This window comes from Geothermobacter hydrogeniphilus, from assembly GCF_002898515.1.
Classification (GTDB): domain Bacteria; phylum Desulfobacterota; class Desulfuromonadia; order Desulfuromonadales; family Geothermobacteraceae; genus Geothermobacter_A.
The window spans coordinates 20,842-39,241 of sequence record NZ_PPFX01000041.1 but is presented as its reverse complement, the minus strand read 5'-3'; the positions used below and the strand labels follow the sequence as shown (position 1 = coordinate 39,241).

The following is an 18,400-nucleotide window of genomic DNA, read 5'->3' as shown; positions in this document are numbered from 1 at the left end:
GCTCAGATACCGGGCTTATTACGACGGCCAATGCTACTTCCGGCCTCTATGTTTTGAAAAACCAATTTACATTCAGCCTGTTGCGCCATTTAGAATGGTGCGAAAGTTGAGTTATCTATTAAATCCACCCTGAAAAGCTTTCTTGAGAATTGACTGGCGCAATCTTTCTGCACGTCGTAAATCTTTGTCAATTTGCTCAGCGGTCTCAGAAATAATTGAAAGAGACTTTTCCACCTCTTCAACAATGGCTACTTGCTCGTCGCGAGGCGGTAAAAGCAATGGCAACCCAGCAAATGACTCACGAGTAAAATGCTTGATAGTGCTCCCAGTGAACCACCTTTCGAGGCGTCCGCTCTTTGCGAGATGTTCAAGATAAAAAACAATCAAGAGCGGATCGTAACCATCCAAAAATCTCACTCTATGCAAAGCCTTCTGGTACATCATGCCCGATTGCTTTCCATCCCAAATTGCAGCCCGACCAGGCTCGCCACCTTCGCAAACCAGAACATCTCCGGCCCGAATTCCATAGCGGACAAGCTCAGAATCTTTGAAAAACATCTGTAAAAGATCACCAGTATCTACTGCCCCCCAGCGAACATTTACATTTCGTAGATAAGGCAGTTCTTTACCTTCTTGATGCTTTTTACGATCAAGCATTTTCCCAAGCATAACCTCGGCAATTACATCCACACGAACCCAAACCCACCCCTCCGGCAACTCCGGCAGCCCATCCGTATCCGGCGCAACAGGCTCCTTGTATTTCCCCTTCCACTTGTCATTCTTGGGAACCTTGCCTTTGGCCTTCATCTTGGCCAGTTCGGCTTCTTCCCACTTCGCCCGTCGCTCTTCAAGAATCCGCTCCAGCAGCTTGTCGGCAGGTTCGACATCCGGGTTTTGTTTGCGCCATTCTTCGGTGAGCTTGCCTTCGACAGCGGCTTTGAGAACGGCGGCTTTGTAGCGTTTGAGGTTGGCCTTGACCCGTTTGAGGTTGGCGACGGCTTCGTCGAGGCGGGAGAATTGTTTTTCGATTTCGGCGACGATGCGTTTTTGTTGGTTTAGAGGAGCAAGAGGAATCTCTTGTTCTTTCAAATATGTCGTAGAGACACGTTTCTGACCAACGGCACCCGTCATGTAACGTTCTGCAACACCCCGAAAGTTTTGGCTGGACACATAGTAATAAATGTACCGAGCTTCCACTCCTTCTTTGGGGCGCAACACATGGAATTCTGTTGAACCGAAGCCATGTCCATTTGCAACCTTGGGGACAACTGCCATTTTTCCGTTTTCCATGCATGGCGTTATTTTGGCGAAAAGAACGTCCCCTTCTTTGAAAGCTGTGAAACCCTTCTTTACCTCTGAAGCTCGTCGTTCCTGGGAAACATCGATGGAGCCATCACCAGCCCCCACGGCTGGCATGGGAACGAAAGAGACCAAGAGATCATCTGGTATTTCAGTTTTATTAGCCCGGGGATTTACGTCACAGACTTCACCAATCCTGGCAACAGACCATCCTTCAGGGGTTGCGTTCAAACTCAAACTATTCACGCCACCAATACCTCATTTCCAAAATTACTTTCCGTAGGGGCAATTCATGAATTGCCCCTACGGTATTTTCATACGTGAATCGCCCCTACGTTACCACCCTATTCCCCGGGGCTCGCCACGCCAGGCCTCTACGACGGCGGGTTAATTCGCCTCGGATGGTTCTCGTCCTCTTCCCATCTCACCGGGTTGTCGGCAATGTACCGCCGGATACCGTCTAATTCCCGGTCGTCCCGGATGATCCGTTCGTAATAATTGCGTTGCCAGACCGGAACCCCGGGGTTATCGCGCCATTGATTGATGCGTTTGGCCGAATTCATTTTCAGGTAACCGACAACCTTTGGAAGGGTCATTGTGCGCCGAGCCAACCGGTGGGATTTGCGCATGGTGTTGTCGTCCCGTAGGGGCAATTCATGAATTGCCCCTACATCATCCTCCATCCCCTGGGTCTTTTCGTTGATCACGATGACCCCGTGGATATGGTTCGGCATGACAACGAAGGCATCCACCTCGACGTCGGGAAACCTTTCCGGCAATGAATTCCAGATCGTCCCAACGCACAGACCGGCCCTATTCAAACGCACGTCCCCGTTCGCGATCTCACCGAACAGACATTTCCGTTCAAACGTGCAAATTGTAACGAAATACGCACCGGCACTGCTGTAATCATAATTGCGCAATCGAATGGAACGACGGTGATGAATTTCGGCGTTAAACACGGCCCCCCCCTGTTCATGTAGGGGCAATTCATGAATTGCCCCTACGGTATTGTGCCCATACATGAATTACGGCCGGTTCATTACGCCGCCAATGTCTCGTTCAATTCCTCCAGAATGCACTCCAAATCCTCGCCGAAAATTTGCCACACCTTGCCGATCCCGCCCTCCTGGGCAAAGGGCGCATAATCAAAATCGTCCGTCTCGATCTGCAGATTCGCCGCAATATGATCGCGGATCATCTCCAACCACTTGCGCTGCTCATCCGTAAACCGCTTACCGCTCGCCTGCTGCTGCTCAACCCAGGCGCGGAAATTGACCTGCACCTTCTCGGGAAAGGGCACCAGTTCATTCTCCTGCTGCATGGCAAAGCGCACCAGCGACACCAGGTCGGTCAAAATATGATTGGCCGCCGCGCCGCGTACCTTGCCCGCTTCCAGCTTCTGATAGGCCTGCCACAGCTCATCCGGCACCCGCTTTTCCCAGCCCTGCGGATGGGTCTGGTAGATACGTAACTGCTCGACCTGAGCGACCAGCTTTTCGGCCAGTTCACGGACATCCTCAAACCGCAGCCGCTGCTTATAGGGTTGGGAATAGAGCACCTGCAGGGCGGTGATCTCGTCCTTGTTCTCTTCGATAAACTGCTCGAACGATGCCACCACCCCTTGGGCCTTCTCTTCACTGAAACCGGCGAAAAGGACCGTATCGGTGCTGACCGTGTCGATAATCTGTTCGTTCTTCTGCTTGATCTCCAGCAACAGTTCACGCAGTTCGGGATTGCAGAGCGGCTTGACCGCTTCGCCGACCACCTGTGCCGCCGCCTGTTTCATCTGTTTGTCGTTCGGCTCGCTGGTGCCAAAGAGCTTCTGTGCGCGCGCCAGGTGCTTATCCGGCTCCAGTGCCTCGACCAGCTCGCCATTGAACTGCTTGAGGGTCTTGCCGTCGAGCAGTTCGGTGATTTTCTGTTGGTCTTCGGTATCCAGCTTTTTCTCCATCCGCGCCAGCCGGGCCGCGACCGAGGAGACCACATCGATCTCGACATTGCCGAAGGCAACCGCCTGCAGCAGCTTCTCAAAACCGACATTTTTCTTGCGCTCCAGCGGCAGCGAGTCGGTCTGATCCATTTCGCAGACGCCGACCGCATCGACAATAACAAAATGATCCTTGGTCACTGCATCGGGGGTCACCGCCTGGAGATCATTGTCGTCAATGATGCGCACGCCGCGCCCTTTCATCTGCTCAAAATAGGCGCGGGACTTGACCGTGCGCATAAAAAAGACACACTCAACCGCCTTGATGTCGGTGCCGGTGGCGATCATGTCGACGGTGACGGCGATGCGCGGGTTGTAGCTGTTGCGGAACGAGGCGATCAGGTCCTCGGGTCTGGCCCCGGTGGTGCGGTAGGTGATCTTCTGGGCGAAGTCATTCCCCTTGCCGAATTCTTCGCGTACGATCTTGACGATATCCTCGGCGTGGGAATCATCCTTGGCGAAGATCAGGGTCTTGGGCACCTCGGTGCGGCCCGGAAAGATCTCGCTAAAGAGCTTGTCGCGATAAGTCTGAATCACGGTGCGGATCTGATCGACGGCAACCACGTCGCGATCGAGCTGTTTCGCTTCGTAGCTGACATCATCGTCGAGCTGCTCCCAGCGCACCTCGCGGGTCTCGCGGTCACGCTTGTCGACATAGTACCCGGCCTCGACTTCGCCGCCCTGTTCGGTGATGCTGGTCTTGATCCGGTAGACATCGTAATTGACATTGACCCCGTCGGCGACGGCGTGCGGGTGGCCGTACTCCATCACCAGGTTCTTGTTGAAGAAGCCGAATGTCTGTTTGCTCGGTGTCGCGGTCAGGCCGATCAGGTAGGCATCGAAATATTCGAGTACCTGGCGCCAGAGGTTGTAAATCGAGCGGTGGCACTCGTCGGTGACGATGATGTCGAAGGTGCCGATGGGAATATCGGGATTGTACGCGATCGGTTCCGGCTCCTTGAACAGGCTGCCGAGTTCTCCCATCGATTCTTCGTCCAGCTCCTCGGGCAGTTCGCGCCCTTTCAGCATCGAGAAGAGCCGCTGGATGGTGCAGATCGTGACCCGTGCGGTGGTATCGAGGACGTTGCTGGTCATCTGCTGGACAATGTACTCTTCGCTGAACTTGAAGTTGTTGTAGGGCGAAACGTACTGCTGAAACTCCTTGAGGGTCTGACGCCCCAGGTTGCCGCGATCGACCAGAAAGAGCACCCGGCGGGCTCCGGCGAACTTGATCAGGCGGTAGATGAAGTTGATCGCGGTGAAGGTCTTTCCCGAGCCGGTCGCCATCTGGATCAGCGCCCGCGGGCGGTTCTCTTTGAGCGAAACTTCAAGGTTCTGAATCGCCTTGATCTGTGCCGGCCACAAGCCTTCCGTTTTCAGCTCCGGCATCTGCTGCAGGCGGGCGAGAAAGGTTTGCGGCGTGGATTCGGCCGCGATCGATGCGCCACCCAGATTCCCGGGGAGGCCGTGTTGCGGCAGGGCCAAATCGAGCAGGTCGGCCAGCAGTTCCGGACGATGAAAAGCAAAGATGTTACGCGAACGGGGCTCGGGATCAAGCCCGTTGGTGAAACGGGTTTCGGTCCCGGTTGATTCATAACAGAAAGGGAGCGGATTGTGCCAGCGCGGCAGGCCGTCGGGCAGGCCGGTGGTGTATTTGGCCGACTGGATTTCCACCCCGGTGAGGGTGGTGCCGACTTTCTTGGCCTCGATGACTCCTGCCGCCCTGCCGTCGACATAGAGCAGGTAATCGGCAAAACCATGCCCCGGCAGGGAAAATTCGCGGATCGCCACCCCGCGGCCGGCATGGATATCGGCGGCGGAGACGTCCTGAACAAGCCAGCCGCACGCGGCGAGCATCGCATCGATCTGCTGCCTGGCTTCTGCCTCCGGTGCCGGTGTCATAACCCCTCCAAATCACACTGAATCAGAACGATGTCGCAGAAAGACTTAAATTATCACCTGTTGCCGAAATTCCCAAGGATTTTTGGTTTGCCAGCCTAGCCAATGCTGGCCAGCTCCAGCCGCCCTCCCCAGCGGTCATGCAAGGTTGCGATGATCTCGCGATATTTATCGTCTGATGGAAATTCAGGATCGTCGACCATGGCCATGGCTTCCTGACGAGCTTCTTCGAGAACCCGACCGTCCTGCAGCAGATTGGCGATGCGGAAATCCGGCAGTCCGGCCTGGCGGGTACCGAGAAAATCACCGGGACCGCGAATTTCGAGGTCGGCTTCGGCGATGCGGAATCCGTCGTTGGTGTCACACATCACCTGCAGCCGTTTGAGCCCATCTTCGCTACAGCGCTGCGAGCGGAGCAGAAAACAGTAGCTCTGCCCTGCCCCGCGTCCCACCCTGCCCCGCAATTGGTGCAGCTGCGCCAGGCCGAAGCGTTCGGCGTGTTCGACAACCATCATGGTCGCGTTGGGAACATCGATGCCGACTTCGATCACCGTGGTCGAGACCAGCAGCTGGACCTCACCCGCCTTGAACCGCTGCATCACCGCGTCTTTCTTGTCGCTCTTCATGCGGCCGTGCAGCACGGCAACACTGAATTCGGGAAAAATTGCGGACCGCAACTGTTCCGCAGCCTCGGTGGCCGCCTGCAGGTCGTTTTTCTCCGACTCTTCAACCAGAGGATAGACAATGTAGCCCTGGCGTCCCTGTTCCAGTTGCCCGCGCATGAAGCGATACAGTTCACCGCGACCCCGGTCGGATACCAGCCGGGTCTCGACCGGGGTACGGCCGGGCGGCAGTTCATCGATCACCGAAAGATCGAGGTCGCCGAAGACAGCCAGGGCCATGGTGCGCGGAATCGGCGTGGCGGTCATGACCAGGATGTGGGGATGCATCCCTTTCCTGCGCAGCACCTGGCGCTGCTCGACACCGAATCGATGCTGCTCATCAATGATGCCGAGCCCGAGGCAGCGGAAAGTGACATCTTCCTGCAGGACCGCGTGGGTGCCGACCACCAGGTGGACCTCACCGGCAGCCAGCTGCTCAAGCAGTTCCTGCCGTGGTCTGCCTTTGAGTCCGCCGGAGAGCAGCGCGGCCCGCAGGCCGAGTTTTTCCAGCCAGAAGGAAAATTGACGATAATGCTGTTCGGCGAGAATTTCTGTGGGCGCGACAATGGCGACCTGGGTCCGGTTCTCAATCGCCACCAGCGCCGCCATCAGGGCGACAATGGTTTTGCCGCTGCCGACATCCCCCTGCAGCAGGCGGTTCATGGGGTGCGGCCGCATCAGGTCGTGTTTGATTTCGCCCAGCACCCGCCGCTGGGCGGCCGTCAACCGGTAAGGAAGCATCCTGGCCAGCGGTCGGGTATAGCGATGCTCGACCTGGAACGGGATGCCGGGTTCAAGACTCATCCCCTTGCGTTTCAGCGCCAGGCCGAGTTCGAGAAAAAAGAATTCGTCGAAAACCAGTGACCGTCGAGCGGGGTCAGCGGACGAGCCGAGGGATTCATAGTGAACGTCGTCGGCAGGCCAATGGGCCGCGACCAGGGCTTCGTTGAGGGGCTGCAGACCGCGGCGTTGCAGGATCTCCTGCGGTAACACCGAATGGACCGCCGGCGCGTAACGGTCGACTGCCTCTTTCCAGATTTTGCGGGCGGTTTTCTGGTGCAGCCCTTCGGTCAGGGGATAAACGGGAAGAATGCGGCCGAAGACCAGGGGATCCGCGGCGCGGTAGGCTTCAAAACTGCCCCCCGCGGGCAGGAAATCGACCTCGGGATGATGCACCTCGCGCACCGCTCCGAAACGTTTGACTTCACCGCCGAAAACCGCCTTGCGGCCGACTTTGAACTGCTTTTCCTGCCATTGTCGGCGGTAATGAAACCATTTCAGCGAGATGGTGCCGCTGCCGTCGCCGACCACGACTTCGAAAAGCTTGCGGCGACCTTTCCTGGTCGTGGTTTCTCCGCTGTAGAGAATTTCTCCGCCGAAAACCTCGTAGCGCCCCTCGCGAAGGCGTCCGATGCGGCGGAATTCACGCCGGTCTTCGTAACGGTTGGGGAGCGTATAGAGAAGATCCTCGACCGTTTCCAGGCCGATTTTACTTAACTTATCGGCCAGTTTCGGCCCGACACCGGTCAGGGCGGTGACCGGTGTCTGCAGCATGGCGCGCAGGTTGGCGGGTTGGTTCTGCAAGCTCAGCCCCTCAGGAAAGCTTGAATCCTCGGTCTTCCGAGCCATTCGGATCCCGATACTGAAAAAGAAAGGCGGAAGCCGTTGCCGGTTTCCGCCTTGAATCAATCTTGACACGGCCGGCAATGCGTCGCCGACATGTTTTTTATTCGTAGCGGATATCGGTAATTTCGTAAACCCGGAGCCCCGAAGGGACCTTGATGCGAACTTCATCGTCGAGGCTGTGGCCGATCAGGGCCTTACCGACCGGCGAGGTCACCGAAATCTTGCCGTCCTTGATGTCCGCCTCGTCTTCACCGACGATCTGGTACGTCACTTCGGTATCGGTTTCGGCATCGAACAGGGTCACCGTGGCGCCGAACACCACCTTGTCGGTGGACAGCTTGCTCGGGTCGATGACCTGGGCACGGGCAATCTTGTCGTTGAGTTCCTGGATACGGCCTTCGATAAAGGCCTGACGGTCCTTGGCGGCATCATATTCGGCGTTTTCCGAGAGGTCACCGTGGCTGCGGGCCTCGGCAATCTGTTCGACAACACGCGGGCGTTCAACCCGGATCAGGTTTTTCAGTTCTTCCTGCAAACGCTCATGCCCGACGCGGGTCATGGGGATCTGGCTCGACATCGTTCGAATCGTCCTCTGTCTTCTCTGAATCAACGCATCGATTCAGGTACTGGTGAAAAATTGATGGGCGGGAAAACCCGCCCAGTCAAATCGTTGTATAAACCAAGTGACACGCCCGTTACGAGCGTGTCACACCGGGATAATACTCTTGCAGCGGTTTGACGTCAAGAGTTTCCCGCTTCATGGCGAGGATGGCGTCAACCGCGGCATTGATACCGGCGACGGTGGTGAAATAGGCCACTCCGTTCATCAGTGCCGTGCGCCGGATCGAATAGGAGTCGGCGACTGACTGCGCGCCGAATGTGGTGTTGAAAACCATGGATATCCGGTTGCTTTTCAACACGTCCACGCAGTGGGGGCGGCCCTCTTTGACCTTGTTGACGATCTCGACCGCGACCCCCTTCTCTTTGAGGAACTGGGCGGTTCCACGGGTGGCGATGATGCTGAATCCGGCGGCGGACAGCTCCTTGACGGCAGCGAGAACCGGAACCTTGTCGGCGTCCTTGACGCTGACGAAGACCTCTCCCGAGAGCGGCAGGTTGACCCCGGCCCCGAGCTGCGCCTTGGCGAAGGCATGGCCGAAATCCATGTCGATGCCCATGACCTCGCCGGTGGATTTCATCTCCGGTCCCAGCAGGGTGTCGACCCCGGGGAACTTGACGAAGGGAAAGACCGCCTCTTTGACAGAAATGTGTTTCGGGACGATATCACCGGAGATGCCGAGCTCGGCCAGTGATTTTCCCGCCATCAGGCGGGCGGCGATTTTCGCGCAGGGACGCCCGGTGGCCTTGGAGACAAAGGGAACCGTGCGGCTGGCGCGGGGGTTGACTTCGATCAGGTAGATATCCTCACCCTTGACGGCGTACTGGATATTCATCAGGCCGATCACCTGCAGCTCAAGCGCCAATTCGACGGTCTGGCGGCGGATTTCAGCGACAACCGTGTCACTGAGTGAGAACGGCGGCAGGGCGCAGGCCGAATCACCGCTGTGAATGCCGGCTTCCTCGATGTGCTGCATGATTCCGCCGATGACCACCTCATGACCGTCGGCCAGCGCATCGACGTCGACTTCAACGGCGTTTTCGAGGAATTTATCCACCAGGATCGGGTGCTCCGGTGAAGCCTGCACCGCGTGGGTCATATAGGAGCGCAGCATGTCGAGATCATAGACGATTTCCATCGCTCGCCCGCCAAGCACGTAGGATGGCCGCACCACCACCGGATAGCCGATCCGTTCAGCGATCACCTCGGCCTCATCGGTTGAGCGGGCGGTGCCGTTGTCCGGCTGGCGCAGATCAAGTTTGTGCAGCAGCGCCTGGAACCGTTCACGATCCTCGGCCCGGTCAATGGCATCCGGCGAGGTGCCGATGATCGGCACCCCGGCCTCCTCAAGGGCCACCGCCAGCTTCAGCGGCGTCTGGCCGCCGAACTGGACGATAACCCCGACCGGCTGTTCCAGATCGACGATTTCGAGAACATCCTCGAAGGTCAGCGGCTCGAAGTAGAGTCGGTCCGAGGTATCGTAGTCGGTTGAAACGGTTTCCGGGTTGCAGTTGACCATGATGGTTTCGTAGCCGTCCTCGGCTAGGGCGAACACCCCGTGAACACAGCAATAATCGAATTCGATCCCCTGCCCTATCCGGTTCGGACCGCCGCCGAGGATGATGATTTTCTTTCGGTCGGTCGGCTCGGCTTCACATTCCTCCTCGTAGGTGGAATAGAGATACGGGGTATGGGCGACAAACTCGGCGGCGCAGGTGTCGACCCGCTTGTAGACCGGGCGAATACCCAGCTCCTGCCTGAACCCGCGAACGTCCCGCTCGGTGATGCCCCACAGTGTTGCCAGCCGCTGATCGGAAAACCCGTACTGCTTGGCCCGGCGCAGCAGATCGGCAAATTCCTCTCCTCCGTCGGCGACCAGTCCGTGGTTGCGAACCAGCTCACTCTCAAAGTCGATGATCTGCTTGACGTTGCCGAGGAACCAGGGGTCGATCCCGGTCAACTGGTAGATTTCGTCGATCGCCCAGTTGGCGCGCAGGGCGTCACCGAGATACCAGAGCCGTTCCCAGCCCGGCACCCGCAGTTTCTCCCGCAACAGGTCGTACTCGGACTGGCTCAGTCCGCGGCGGGATTCCTCGCTGGAATCGAACAGCCGGCTCTCGAAACCGGCGGAGCCGATTTCCAGCGACCGCAGGGCCTTCTGCAGGCTCTCCTTGAAGGTCCGGCCGATAGCCATGACCTCGCCGACCGACTTCATCTGCGTGGTCAGGGTGGCGTCAGCCTGGGGAAACTTTTCGAAAGTGAAGCGCGGCACCTTGGTGACCACGTAGTCGATGGTCGGCTCGAAGGACGCCAGGGTCTCGCGGGTGATATCGTTGGGGATTTCGTCCAGGGTGTAGCCGACCGACAGTTTGGCGGCGATCTTGGCGATCGGAAAGCCGGTCGCCTTGGACGCCAGGGCGGAAGAGCGCGAAACCCGCGGGTTCATCTCGATAACCGCCAGACGGCCATCACGGGGATTGATGGCGAACTGGATGTTGGAACCGCCGGTATCGACGCCGATCTCACGGATAATGCGAATCGCCGCGTCGCGCAGGATCTGGTATTCCTTGTCGGTCAGGGTCTGGGCCGGGGCCACGGTGATCGAATCGCCGGTGTGCACGCCCATGGCATCGAAGTTTTCGATCGAACAGATAATAACGACATTGTCGGCGACGTCACGCATCACCTCCAGTTCGTATTCCTTCCAGCCGATGATCGATTCCTCGATCAGGATCTCGTCAGTCGGCGAGGCGTCAATGCCGGCCAGCACCATCCGTTCGTACTCTTCCCGGTTGTAGGCGATGCCCCCGCCGGTCCCGCCGAGGGTGAAGGATGGGCGGATAATGGCCGGATATCCGACATATTCGATGATCTCCATCGCTTCCTGATAGCTGTGTGCCAGGCCGGAACGCGGTACGGCGACATCGATTTTCGCCATCGCCTCCTTGAACAGGGTGCGATCTTCGGCTTTTTCAATGGCCGGGAGTTTGGCGCCGATCAGTTCGACACCGTATTTTTCCAGGGTGCCGTCCTTGGCAACCGCCACCGCGGTATTCAGGGCGGTCTGCCCGCCGAGAGTCGGCAGCACCGCGTCCGGACGTTCCTTCTCAATGATCCGTCGCAGTGACTCGGGCGTCACCGGTTCGATATAGGTTCGATCGGCGAAGTCCGGATCAGTCATGATGGTCGCCGGATTGGAATTGAGCAGTACAACTTCGTAGCCCTCTTCCTTGAGCGCTTTACAGGCCTGGGTTCCGGAATAATCGAACTCGCAGGCCTGGCCGATAATGATCGGTCCGGCGCCGATAATGAGAATTTTATGGAGATCTGTACGCTTGGGCATATTCTGGTCCTCGTGAAAACCCGCCCGGTCTGCCGGGCATCGGCCCTGTCATAATTGACGGAACCTGATAAAAAACATTAGGTGTAAACTGTAACTAATTGCCGTTAAAGGGTTTTATGGCTCTTCATCAATTGGATGAATTCGTCAAAAAGATAGTGGGCGTCGTGGGGACCCGGTGAAGCCTCAGGGTGGTACTGGACCGAAAAGGCCGGCACGCGGGTGTGCCGCAGACCCTCGACGGTATTGTCGTTGAGATTAACGTGGGACACTACGGCTTCATCATCCAGGCTTCCGGCGTCGACGGCGAAACCGTGATTCTGGGCGGTGATCTCGACATTGGAACCATCTCCGCGGCGGACGGGCTGATTGCCGCCGCGATGGCCGAATTTCAGCTTGTAGGTTCTGCCTCCCAGGGCGATGGACAGCAGCTGGTGGCCGAGGCAGATGCCGAACAGCGGTTTTTTGCCGAGCAGTTGACGGATATTCTCCTGAGCGTAGGTGACCGGCTCCGGGTCCCCGGGGCCATTGCTGAGAAAAATACCGTCGGGATCCATTTTCAGCACCTCCGCGGCCGGAGTGTCAGCCGGTACGACGGTGACATCACAACCGGCGGCCACCAGGTTGCGGAGAATGTTGCGCTTGATGCCGAAGTCATAGGCAACAACCTTGTATTGCGGCTGTCCGGCAACCTCCCGGTACCCCTCTTCAAGATCCCAGGGGCCTTCGGTCCAGTGGTAAGGCTGTTTGCAGCTGACCTCCTGCACCAGGTCGCGGCCGACGATAGACGGCGCCCGGCGTGCCTTCTCCACCAGGCTGCCGGGATCGAGATCCGTGGTCGATATGACGCCGGTCTGGGCGCCATGGTCACGAATATGCCGCACCAGCGCGCGGGTATCGAGGCCCTCGATGCCGAGGATATTGTACTCCTTCAGGTAGGCGTCGAGGGTCATCCGGGAACGCCAGTTGGAGGGAAATGGGCAGGTCTCCTTGACCACGAAACCGCGCAGATGCGGCTTCGAGGATTCCACATCCTCCGGATTGATGCCGTAGTTGCCGATCTGCGGGTAGGTCATGGTGACGATCTCACCGGCGTAGGAGGGATCGGTGAGAATCTCCTGGTAACCGGTCATACTGGTATTGAACACCACTTCGCCGTAAACTTCACCCGGGGCCCCGAAGGCCCTGCCGTAAAAGACCCGGCCGTCGGCCAGCGCCAGAATTGCTTTCATTCCTTTGATGCTCCCTTGAAAAGGCCGGACACTGAGTCCGGCCGTTCAAACAATTTTATTGCTGTTCAGCACGCTGCCAGGCGATTTTTCCGCCGACAATCGTCGTGATCGCGGCACCCTGCAGCGTCCAGCCGTCAAACGGCGTGTTTTTGCTTTTGGAAACCAGCTGGTCGGCGGTCAGGGTCCATTCACAGTCAGGATCGATCAGCGTCACATCAGCCGGCTGGCCGGCCGCCAGGCTGCCGCAGTCCAGGCCGAGAACATCAGCCGGTCCCGAGGTGAACAGGGCGACCATCCGCGGCAGGTCCATTACCTTGTCCCTGACCAGTCGCAGCGCCAGGGGCAAGGCGGTCTCAAGGCCGACGATACCGTTGCAGGCGATGTTGAATTCGACATTCTTCTCGTCGCGGTGATGCGGCGCGTGGTCGGTGGCGATGGCGTCAATGGTGCCGTCAGCCAGGCCCCGGCGGACCGCTTCACGGTCAGCTTCGGTGCGCAGCGGCGGGTTCATCTTGGCGTTGGTGTCGTAGCCGCGCACCGCCTCTTCGGTCAGGGTGAAATGGTGCGGAGTCGCTTCGCAGGTCACCCGCACCCCGCGTTCCTTGGCCCGGCGGACGATCTCGACGGCGCCGCGGGTCGAGATATGGGCGATATGCATGTGCCCGCCGGTATATTCGGCCAGCATCACGTCCCGTGCCACCATGGCGTCTTCGGCAACCCAGGGAATCCCCTTGAGCCCCAGTTCGGTGGCAACGAAACCGTCGTTCATCACCCCCTTGCCGACCAGCGACAGGTCTTCGGCGTGTGAGATGATCGGCGCGTCGAAGGGCCGGGCATATTCCAGTGCCCGCCGCATGACCTCGCCGTTTTCAACCGGTCGACCATCGTCGGAAAAGGCAACCGCCCCCCCCTGTTTCAGCTCTCCCATCTCGGTCAGGTTTTCGCCCTTGAGCCCACGGGTGATGGAGGCTACCGGGAAAACACGGCAGCGGCCGACCTCTTCGCTGCGGCTGAGAATATATTTTGTCACCGCGAGGTTGTCGTTGACCGGCTGGGTATTGGGCATGCAGACCACCGAGGTGAAGCCGCCGGCAACCGCCGCCGCGGTGCCGCTGGCAATATCTTCCTTGTATTCCTGGCCCGGGTCGCGCAGGTGGACATGCAGGTCGATCAGACCGGGAGTCACCAGTTTCCCGTCGGCGTCGAGGGTTTCATCAGCATCGACGGAAAGGTTTTTGCCGACAGCGGCCACCAGTCCGTCCTTGAGCAGCAGGTCGAGGTGGTCATCAATGTTGTTGGCCGGATCAATCAGTCGACCATTTTTTATCAGGATACTCATCCTTAAATGCTCCTTGTCGATAGAATGCGGGGGGTCAGGATTCCTCGGTAGCTTCGCCGCCGGCCACCAGGTACAGCAGGGCCATGCGAACCGCGACCCCGTTTTCCACCTGGTCGAGAATAACATTCTGCGGTCCGTCGGCGACACTGGAGGCGATTTCCACGCCCCGGTTCATCGGGCCGGGATGCATGACCAGCGCGTCGGGCCTGGCGAGCTTGAGATTGTCCTGGTTCAGTCCGTAGAAGCGGCTGAACTCACGCAGGCTCGGCAACAGGGTTTTTCCCTGGCGTTCAAGCTGGATGCGCAGCATCATCACCACGTCGGCATCACGAATCGCGTCGTTGATGTCATGGTGAACTTCAGCCCCGAGTTTTTCGATGCCGGGCGGCACCATGGTGCCGGGGCCGGCCAGCCGGACTTCAGCCCCGACCCGGGTCAGGGCGTAGAGGTTGGAGCGCGCGACCCGGCTGTGGGCGATATCGCCAACAATGGCAACCTTCAATCCCTCAAGAGAACCCTTCTTTTCGCGGATGGTGAAAAGGTCGAGCAATGCCTGACTGGGGTGCTCGTGGGCTCCGTCACCGGCATTGACAATGGCGCAGTCGAGCCGTTCGGCCAGGTAGTGCGGGGCACCGGAGGCGCCGTGACGCATGACGATGATGTCCGGATGCATGGCCTCGATGTTACGCGCGGTGTCTTCGAGAGTTTCGCCCTTGACGACCGAAGAGGAGGACGCCGAAATATTGACCGTATCGGCGGAGAGACGTTTGCCGGCAATTTCAAACGACGTGCGGGTGCGGGTGCTGGCCTCGAAGAAGAGATTGATGATGGTCCTGCCTCTCAAGGTCGGAACCTTCTTGATCGCGCGGGTGTTGATTTCCTTGAAGCCTGCGGCGGTATCGAGAATCTGGAAAATATCTTCCCTGGAGAGGTGCTCGATGCCGAGGATATGTTTGTGTCCGAATGACATGGTTCCCTCCGGAAGGGCTAGGGTTTGATAAGACGGACTTCGCAGGGGTGACGTTCGGCATCGAAGTCGACGGCGACATCCTCTTCCCGCGAGGTCGGCACGTTGCGACCGACGTAATCGGGACGAATCGGCAGTTCGCGATGACCGCGGTCGATGAGTACCGCAAGCTGGATATTGCGCGGCCGACCGAGGTCGATCAACGCGTCCATGGCGGCCCGGATGGTGCGACCGGTATAGAGGACATCGTCAACCAGGACGATCTTTCTGCCGTCGACATCAAAGGGTACCTCGGTCCTGCCGAGCGGCAGGCTGCCGCGGCTGTCGAGGTCATCGCGGTACATGGTGATGTCGATCGCCCCGAGCGGCGGCTTTTCCCCCTCGATGGCGGCGATGCGGTCGGCCAGGTCGCCGGCGATGTGGTCGCCGCCGGTGCGGATACCGATCAGGACCAGGTCTTCGGTGCCCTTGTTATGTTCGAGGATTTCATGGGCAATCCGCGTCAGGGCCCGGTTGATGCCCGCCTGATTGAGAATAACGGTTGTCACTTCAGGCATTTCATTCCTCCCGGTTAAGGGTTTTGACTGGTTGGGCAGTAAAATTTCCGGCCCATCCTGCACACCAGTTCCAAGGCGTCGGATTTTTCATCAAATCAAGGCGCAGCCCAATGAGCGCGGAGGCGTAGCGGCAGCTACGTCGTACAAGCGAAGCGGGTCTGCAACGCAGAGTTGATGAAAAATCCGACGCCCACACAACAAAAAAATACCTCTCCGCGCCGGGCGGAAAGGTATTCGGGTATTGTTCGAGTCAGCTGTTGTTTCAAGACGAACACCTTTGTCAATCTCACGGGATTGACTTAAAAGGAGACGTGTAACGGTGATTCGCGGCGCACTATATCAGCCGCCGCCGGACCGAGTCAACGTAAAACCGTGATTCAGGTAAAACCTGCATCATTCGATCAGGCGGCCGATGCGGTTGAAGCGCGGCCAGTGTTTTTTCGAATCCCAGGACCAGTACTTGATAAAGGCCAGCCCCTTGATGTTCCCCTCGGGGACGAATCCCCAGAAGCGGCTGTCGTAGGAGCGATCGCGGTTGTCCCCCATGACAAAATAGCTGCCGGGCGGCACCTCGACCGGCCGCATGTTGTCGCGTGGACCATATTGCGGGCCGACCACACTTGATTCCTTGTGGCGTTCCTGTTCTATGGCGTAGAGTTTCCCATTGATGTAGACCCGCTTGTTGCGCACCTCGACCTTGTCGCCAGGAGTGCCGATCACGCGTTTGATGAAATCGCGTCTTTCGAAATAGGGTTTGTCGGCGTCTTCAGGAAACTCAAAAACGATAACATCGCCACGCTGCGGGTGTCGAATGACGAGGAAATGCTTGTTGGTAAAAGGAATCGGCAGACCGTAGATGAACTTGTTGACCAGCAGGTGGTCACCGATCAGCAGGGTGTCCTCCATTGATCCGGACGGGATCTTGAATGCCTGCACAATGAACGTTCGGATGATCAGGGCGAGAATTGCCGCCACCAGCAGCGCTTCGCCGTACTCGCGCCACCAGGGTTTTTTTGTCAGATCGGAAGGAATCGATTTCTTGCGGCCGAATATCATTTCTGTTCCTTTACCTTGAGAATGGCCAGGAAGGCTTCCTGCGGCAACTCCACGCTGCCGACCTGTTTCATGCGTTTCTTGCCCTCTTTCTGCTTTTCGAGCAGTTTCCGCTTACGGGTGATGTCGCCCCCATAACATTTGGCGGTAACATCCTTGCGCAGCGCCTTGACCGTCTCACGGGCAATGACCTTGTTGCCGATGGCCGCCTGCAGGGCGACCTCGTACTGCTGCCGGGGAATGAATTCCTTCATCCTGGCAACCAGTTCCCGGCCCCGGTACTGTGCCTTGTCGCGGTGAACGATCAACGACAGGGCGTCAACCGGTTCTCCGTTGATGAGAATATTCAGACGCACCAGGGCGCTTTCACGGTAGTCGAGGGCTTCATAGTCGAGCGAGGCATAACCGCGGGTGATTGACTTGAGGCGATCGAAGAAATCGAGGACGATTTCATTCAGCGGCAATTCGTAAATCACCATCACCCGGTTGGCGGTGAGGTATTTGATTTCGCGTTGAATACCGCGTTTTTCTTCGCAGAGGGCCAGCACCGCGCCAACGAACTCGTTGGGAACATGAATCGAAGCGAGAATGAACGGCTCCTCGATCTTCTCGATATACTGCACGTCGGGCAGCTTATTGGCGCTTTCCACCGCGAACCGCTCACCTTTGGTCGAGGTGACCTGGTAGACGACTGTCGGCGCGGTGGTGATCAGGTCGACGCCGAATTCACGCTCCAGGCGCTCCTGGATGATTTCCATGTGCAGCAGGCCGAGAAACCCGCAGCGGAAACCGAATCCGAGCGCCATCGAATTTTCCGGTTCGAAGCTGAAGGACGAATCGTTCAACCGCAGTTTTTCCATGGCGTCGCGCAGCAGATCGTATTCACCATTGTCGATCGGGTAGAGCCCCGAAAAGACCATCGGTTTGACTTCCTGAAAACCTTCCAGCGGCGTCTCCGCCCGGCGCAGATCATGGGTGATGGTGTCCCCGACCTTGGCATCCTGGATATTCTTGATGCCGGCAATAACGAAACCGACCTCGCCGGCGGCAAGTTGCGGCAATTCAACCGGAAAGGGGGAAAACGCCCCGACCTTGAGGACTTCGTAGTTGCTGCCAGTTGCCATCAACCGAATCCTGTCACCCTTTTTGAGCGTGCCGTCGAAGACCCGGACCAGGGAGACGACTCCCTGGTAGGAGTCGTACCAGGAGTCGAAAATAAGTGCCTTGAGCGGTGCGTCCGGATCACCCTGCGGCGGCGGAATCTTGGCCACGACGGCTTCAAGAAATTCCTTGATCCCCCGGCCCTCCTTGGCGCTCGCCAGCACCGCGTCCGAAGTATCGAGGCCGATAATGTCCTCGATCTCTTCACAGACCCGCTCCGGTTCGGCACTGGGCAGATCGATCTTGTTGAGCACCGGAAAGACCTCAAGATCCTCATCGATGGCCAGGTAGACATTGGCCAGGGTCTGCGCCTCGACGCCCTGGGACGCGTCAACCACCAGCGTCGCTCCTTCACAGGCCGCCAGCGAACGACTGACCTCGTAGGAGAAATCGACATGTCCCGGGGTGTCGATCAGGTTGAAAATGTAGTCATGACCGTCATCGGCACGATAGGTGAGACGCACCGCCTGGGCCTTGATGGTGATACCGCGTTCCCGTTCCAGTTCCATCTTGTCGAGAAACTGATCGGTTTTTTCACGGTCCGACAAGGCTCCCGTGGCTTCGAGCAGGCGGTCGGCAAGGGTCGATTTGCCGTGGTCGATATGGGCGATAATGGAAAAATTACGTATATATTTCTGATTCATCTGCAGACTTTA

General features: G+C 58.1%; 12 protein-coding genes. All 12 read right to left on the bottom strand.

Features of this window, described 5'->3' with window-relative positions; translation table 11 throughout:
• Positions 1–111: 111 nt before the first annotated feature.
• Positions 112–1,545, bottom strand: a complete 1,434-nt coding sequence (locus tag C2E25_RS14495) for a restriction endonuclease subunit S (protein ID WP_103116442.1) — start codon at positions 1,543–1,545, stop codon at positions 112–114.
• 128 nt (positions 1,546–1,673) lie between these two features.
• Positions 1,674–2,261 carry a transposase gene (locus C2E25_RS14490; RefSeq protein ID WP_103116441.1) on the bottom strand — a complete coding sequence of 196 codons (588 nt, stop codon included), beginning with the start codon at positions 2,259–2,261 and terminating at the stop codon, positions 1,674–1,676.
• A gap of 80 nt (positions 2,262–2,341) precedes the next feature.
• A complete protein-coding gene (locus C2E25_RS14485; protein ID WP_103116440.1) occupies positions 2,342–5,191 on the bottom strand; it encodes a DEAD/DEAH box helicase family protein in 2,850 nt (949 codons plus the stop codon).
• Positions 5,192–5,286: 95 nt separating this feature from the next.
• The gene (gene recG / locus C2E25_RS14480) at positions 5,287–7,434 is read right to left on the bottom strand and encodes an ATP-dependent DNA helicase RecG (protein ID WP_269845120.1); all 2,148 of its coding nucleotides are present in this window, start codon (positions 7,432–7,434) and stop codon (positions 5,287–5,289) included.
• A gap of 142 nt (positions 7,435–7,576) precedes the next feature.
• Entirely contained in the window at positions 7,577–8,053 is a 477-nt protein-coding gene (gene greA, locus C2E25_RS14475) for a transcription elongation factor GreA (RefSeq protein ID WP_103116438.1), read from the bottom strand.
• A 118-nt stretch (positions 8,054–8,171) separates the two neighbouring features.
• A complete protein-coding gene (carB, locus tag C2E25_RS14470; RefSeq protein WP_103116437.1) occupies positions 8,172–11,438 on the bottom strand; it encodes a carbamoyl-phosphate synthase large subunit in 3,267 nt (1,088 codons plus the stop codon).
• A 104-nt stretch (positions 11,439–11,542) separates the two neighbouring features.
• Positions 11,543–12,667 (bottom strand): glutamine-hydrolyzing carbamoyl-phosphate synthase small subunit, encoded by a 1,125-nt coding sequence (gene carA / locus C2E25_RS14465; protein WP_103116436.1) that lies wholly within the window; start codon positions 12,665–12,667, stop codon positions 11,543–11,545.
• A gap of 55 nt (positions 12,668–12,722) precedes the next feature.
• On the bottom strand, positions 12,723–14,006 hold the full coding sequence (locus tag C2E25_RS14460; protein WP_103116435.1) for a dihydroorotase: 1,284 nt from the start codon (positions 14,004–14,006) through the stop codon (positions 12,723–12,725).
• Positions 14,007–14,040: 34 nt separating this feature from the next.
• On the bottom strand, positions 14,041–14,976 hold the full coding sequence (locus C2E25_RS14455; protein ID WP_103116434.1) for an aspartate carbamoyltransferase catalytic subunit: 936 nt from the start codon (positions 14,974–14,976) through the stop codon (positions 14,041–14,043).
• 17 nt (positions 14,977–14,993) lie between these two features.
• On the bottom strand, positions 14,994–15,530 hold the full coding sequence (gene pyrR / locus C2E25_RS14450; protein WP_103116433.1) for a bifunctional pyr operon transcriptional regulator/uracil phosphoribosyltransferase PyrR: 537 nt from the start codon (positions 15,528–15,530) through the stop codon (positions 14,994–14,996).
• Positions 15,531–15,923: 393 nt separating this feature from the next.
• Entirely contained in the window at positions 15,924–16,586 is a 663-nt protein-coding gene (lepB, locus tag C2E25_RS14445) for a signal peptidase I (RefSeq protein ID WP_103116432.1), read from the bottom strand.
• A complete protein-coding gene (gene lepA, locus C2E25_RS14440) occupies positions 16,583–18,388 on the bottom strand; it encodes a translation elongation factor 4 (RefSeq protein ID WP_103116431.1) in 1,806 nt (601 codons plus the stop codon). The genes lepB and lepA overlap by 4 nt, the downstream gene beginning before the upstream one ends.
• Between the last annotated feature and the right edge of the window lie 12 nt (positions 18,389–18,400).

Bases quoted from the DNA above. Each gene is read 5' to 3' on its own strand.
- C2E25_RS14460 (WP_103116435.1), bottom strand. From the start codon at position 14,006: ATGAGTATCCTGATAAAAAATGGTCGACTGATTGATCCGGCCAACAAC.
- C2E25_RS14485 (WP_103116440.1), bottom strand. From the start codon at position 5,191: ATGACACCGGCACCGGAGGCAGAAGCCAGGCAGCAGATCGATGCGATG.
- carB (WP_103116437.1), bottom strand. From the start codon at position 11,438: ATGCCCAAGCGTACAGATCTCCATAAAATTCTCATTATCGGCGCCGGA.
- pyrR (WP_103116433.1), bottom strand. From the start codon at position 15,530: ATGCCTGAAGTGACAACCGTTATTCTCAATCAGGCGGGCATCAACCGG.
- C2E25_RS14455 (WP_103116434.1), bottom strand. From the start codon at position 14,976: ATGTCATTCGGACACAAACATATCCTCGGCATCGAGCACCTCTCCAGG.
- lepA (WP_103116431.1), bottom strand. From the start codon at position 18,388: ATGAATCAGAAATATATACGTAATTTTTCCATTATCGCCCATATCGAC.
- lepB (WP_103116432.1), bottom strand. From the start codon at position 16,586: ATGATATTCGGCCGCAAGAAATCGATTCCTTCCGATCTGACAAAAAAA.
- carA (WP_103116436.1), bottom strand. From the start codon at position 12,667: ATGAAAGCAATTCTGGCGCTGGCCGACGGCCGGGTCTTTTACGGCAGG.
- greA (WP_103116438.1), bottom strand. From the start codon at position 8,053: ATGTCGAGCCAGATCCCCATGACCCGCGTCGGGCATGAGCGTTTGCAG.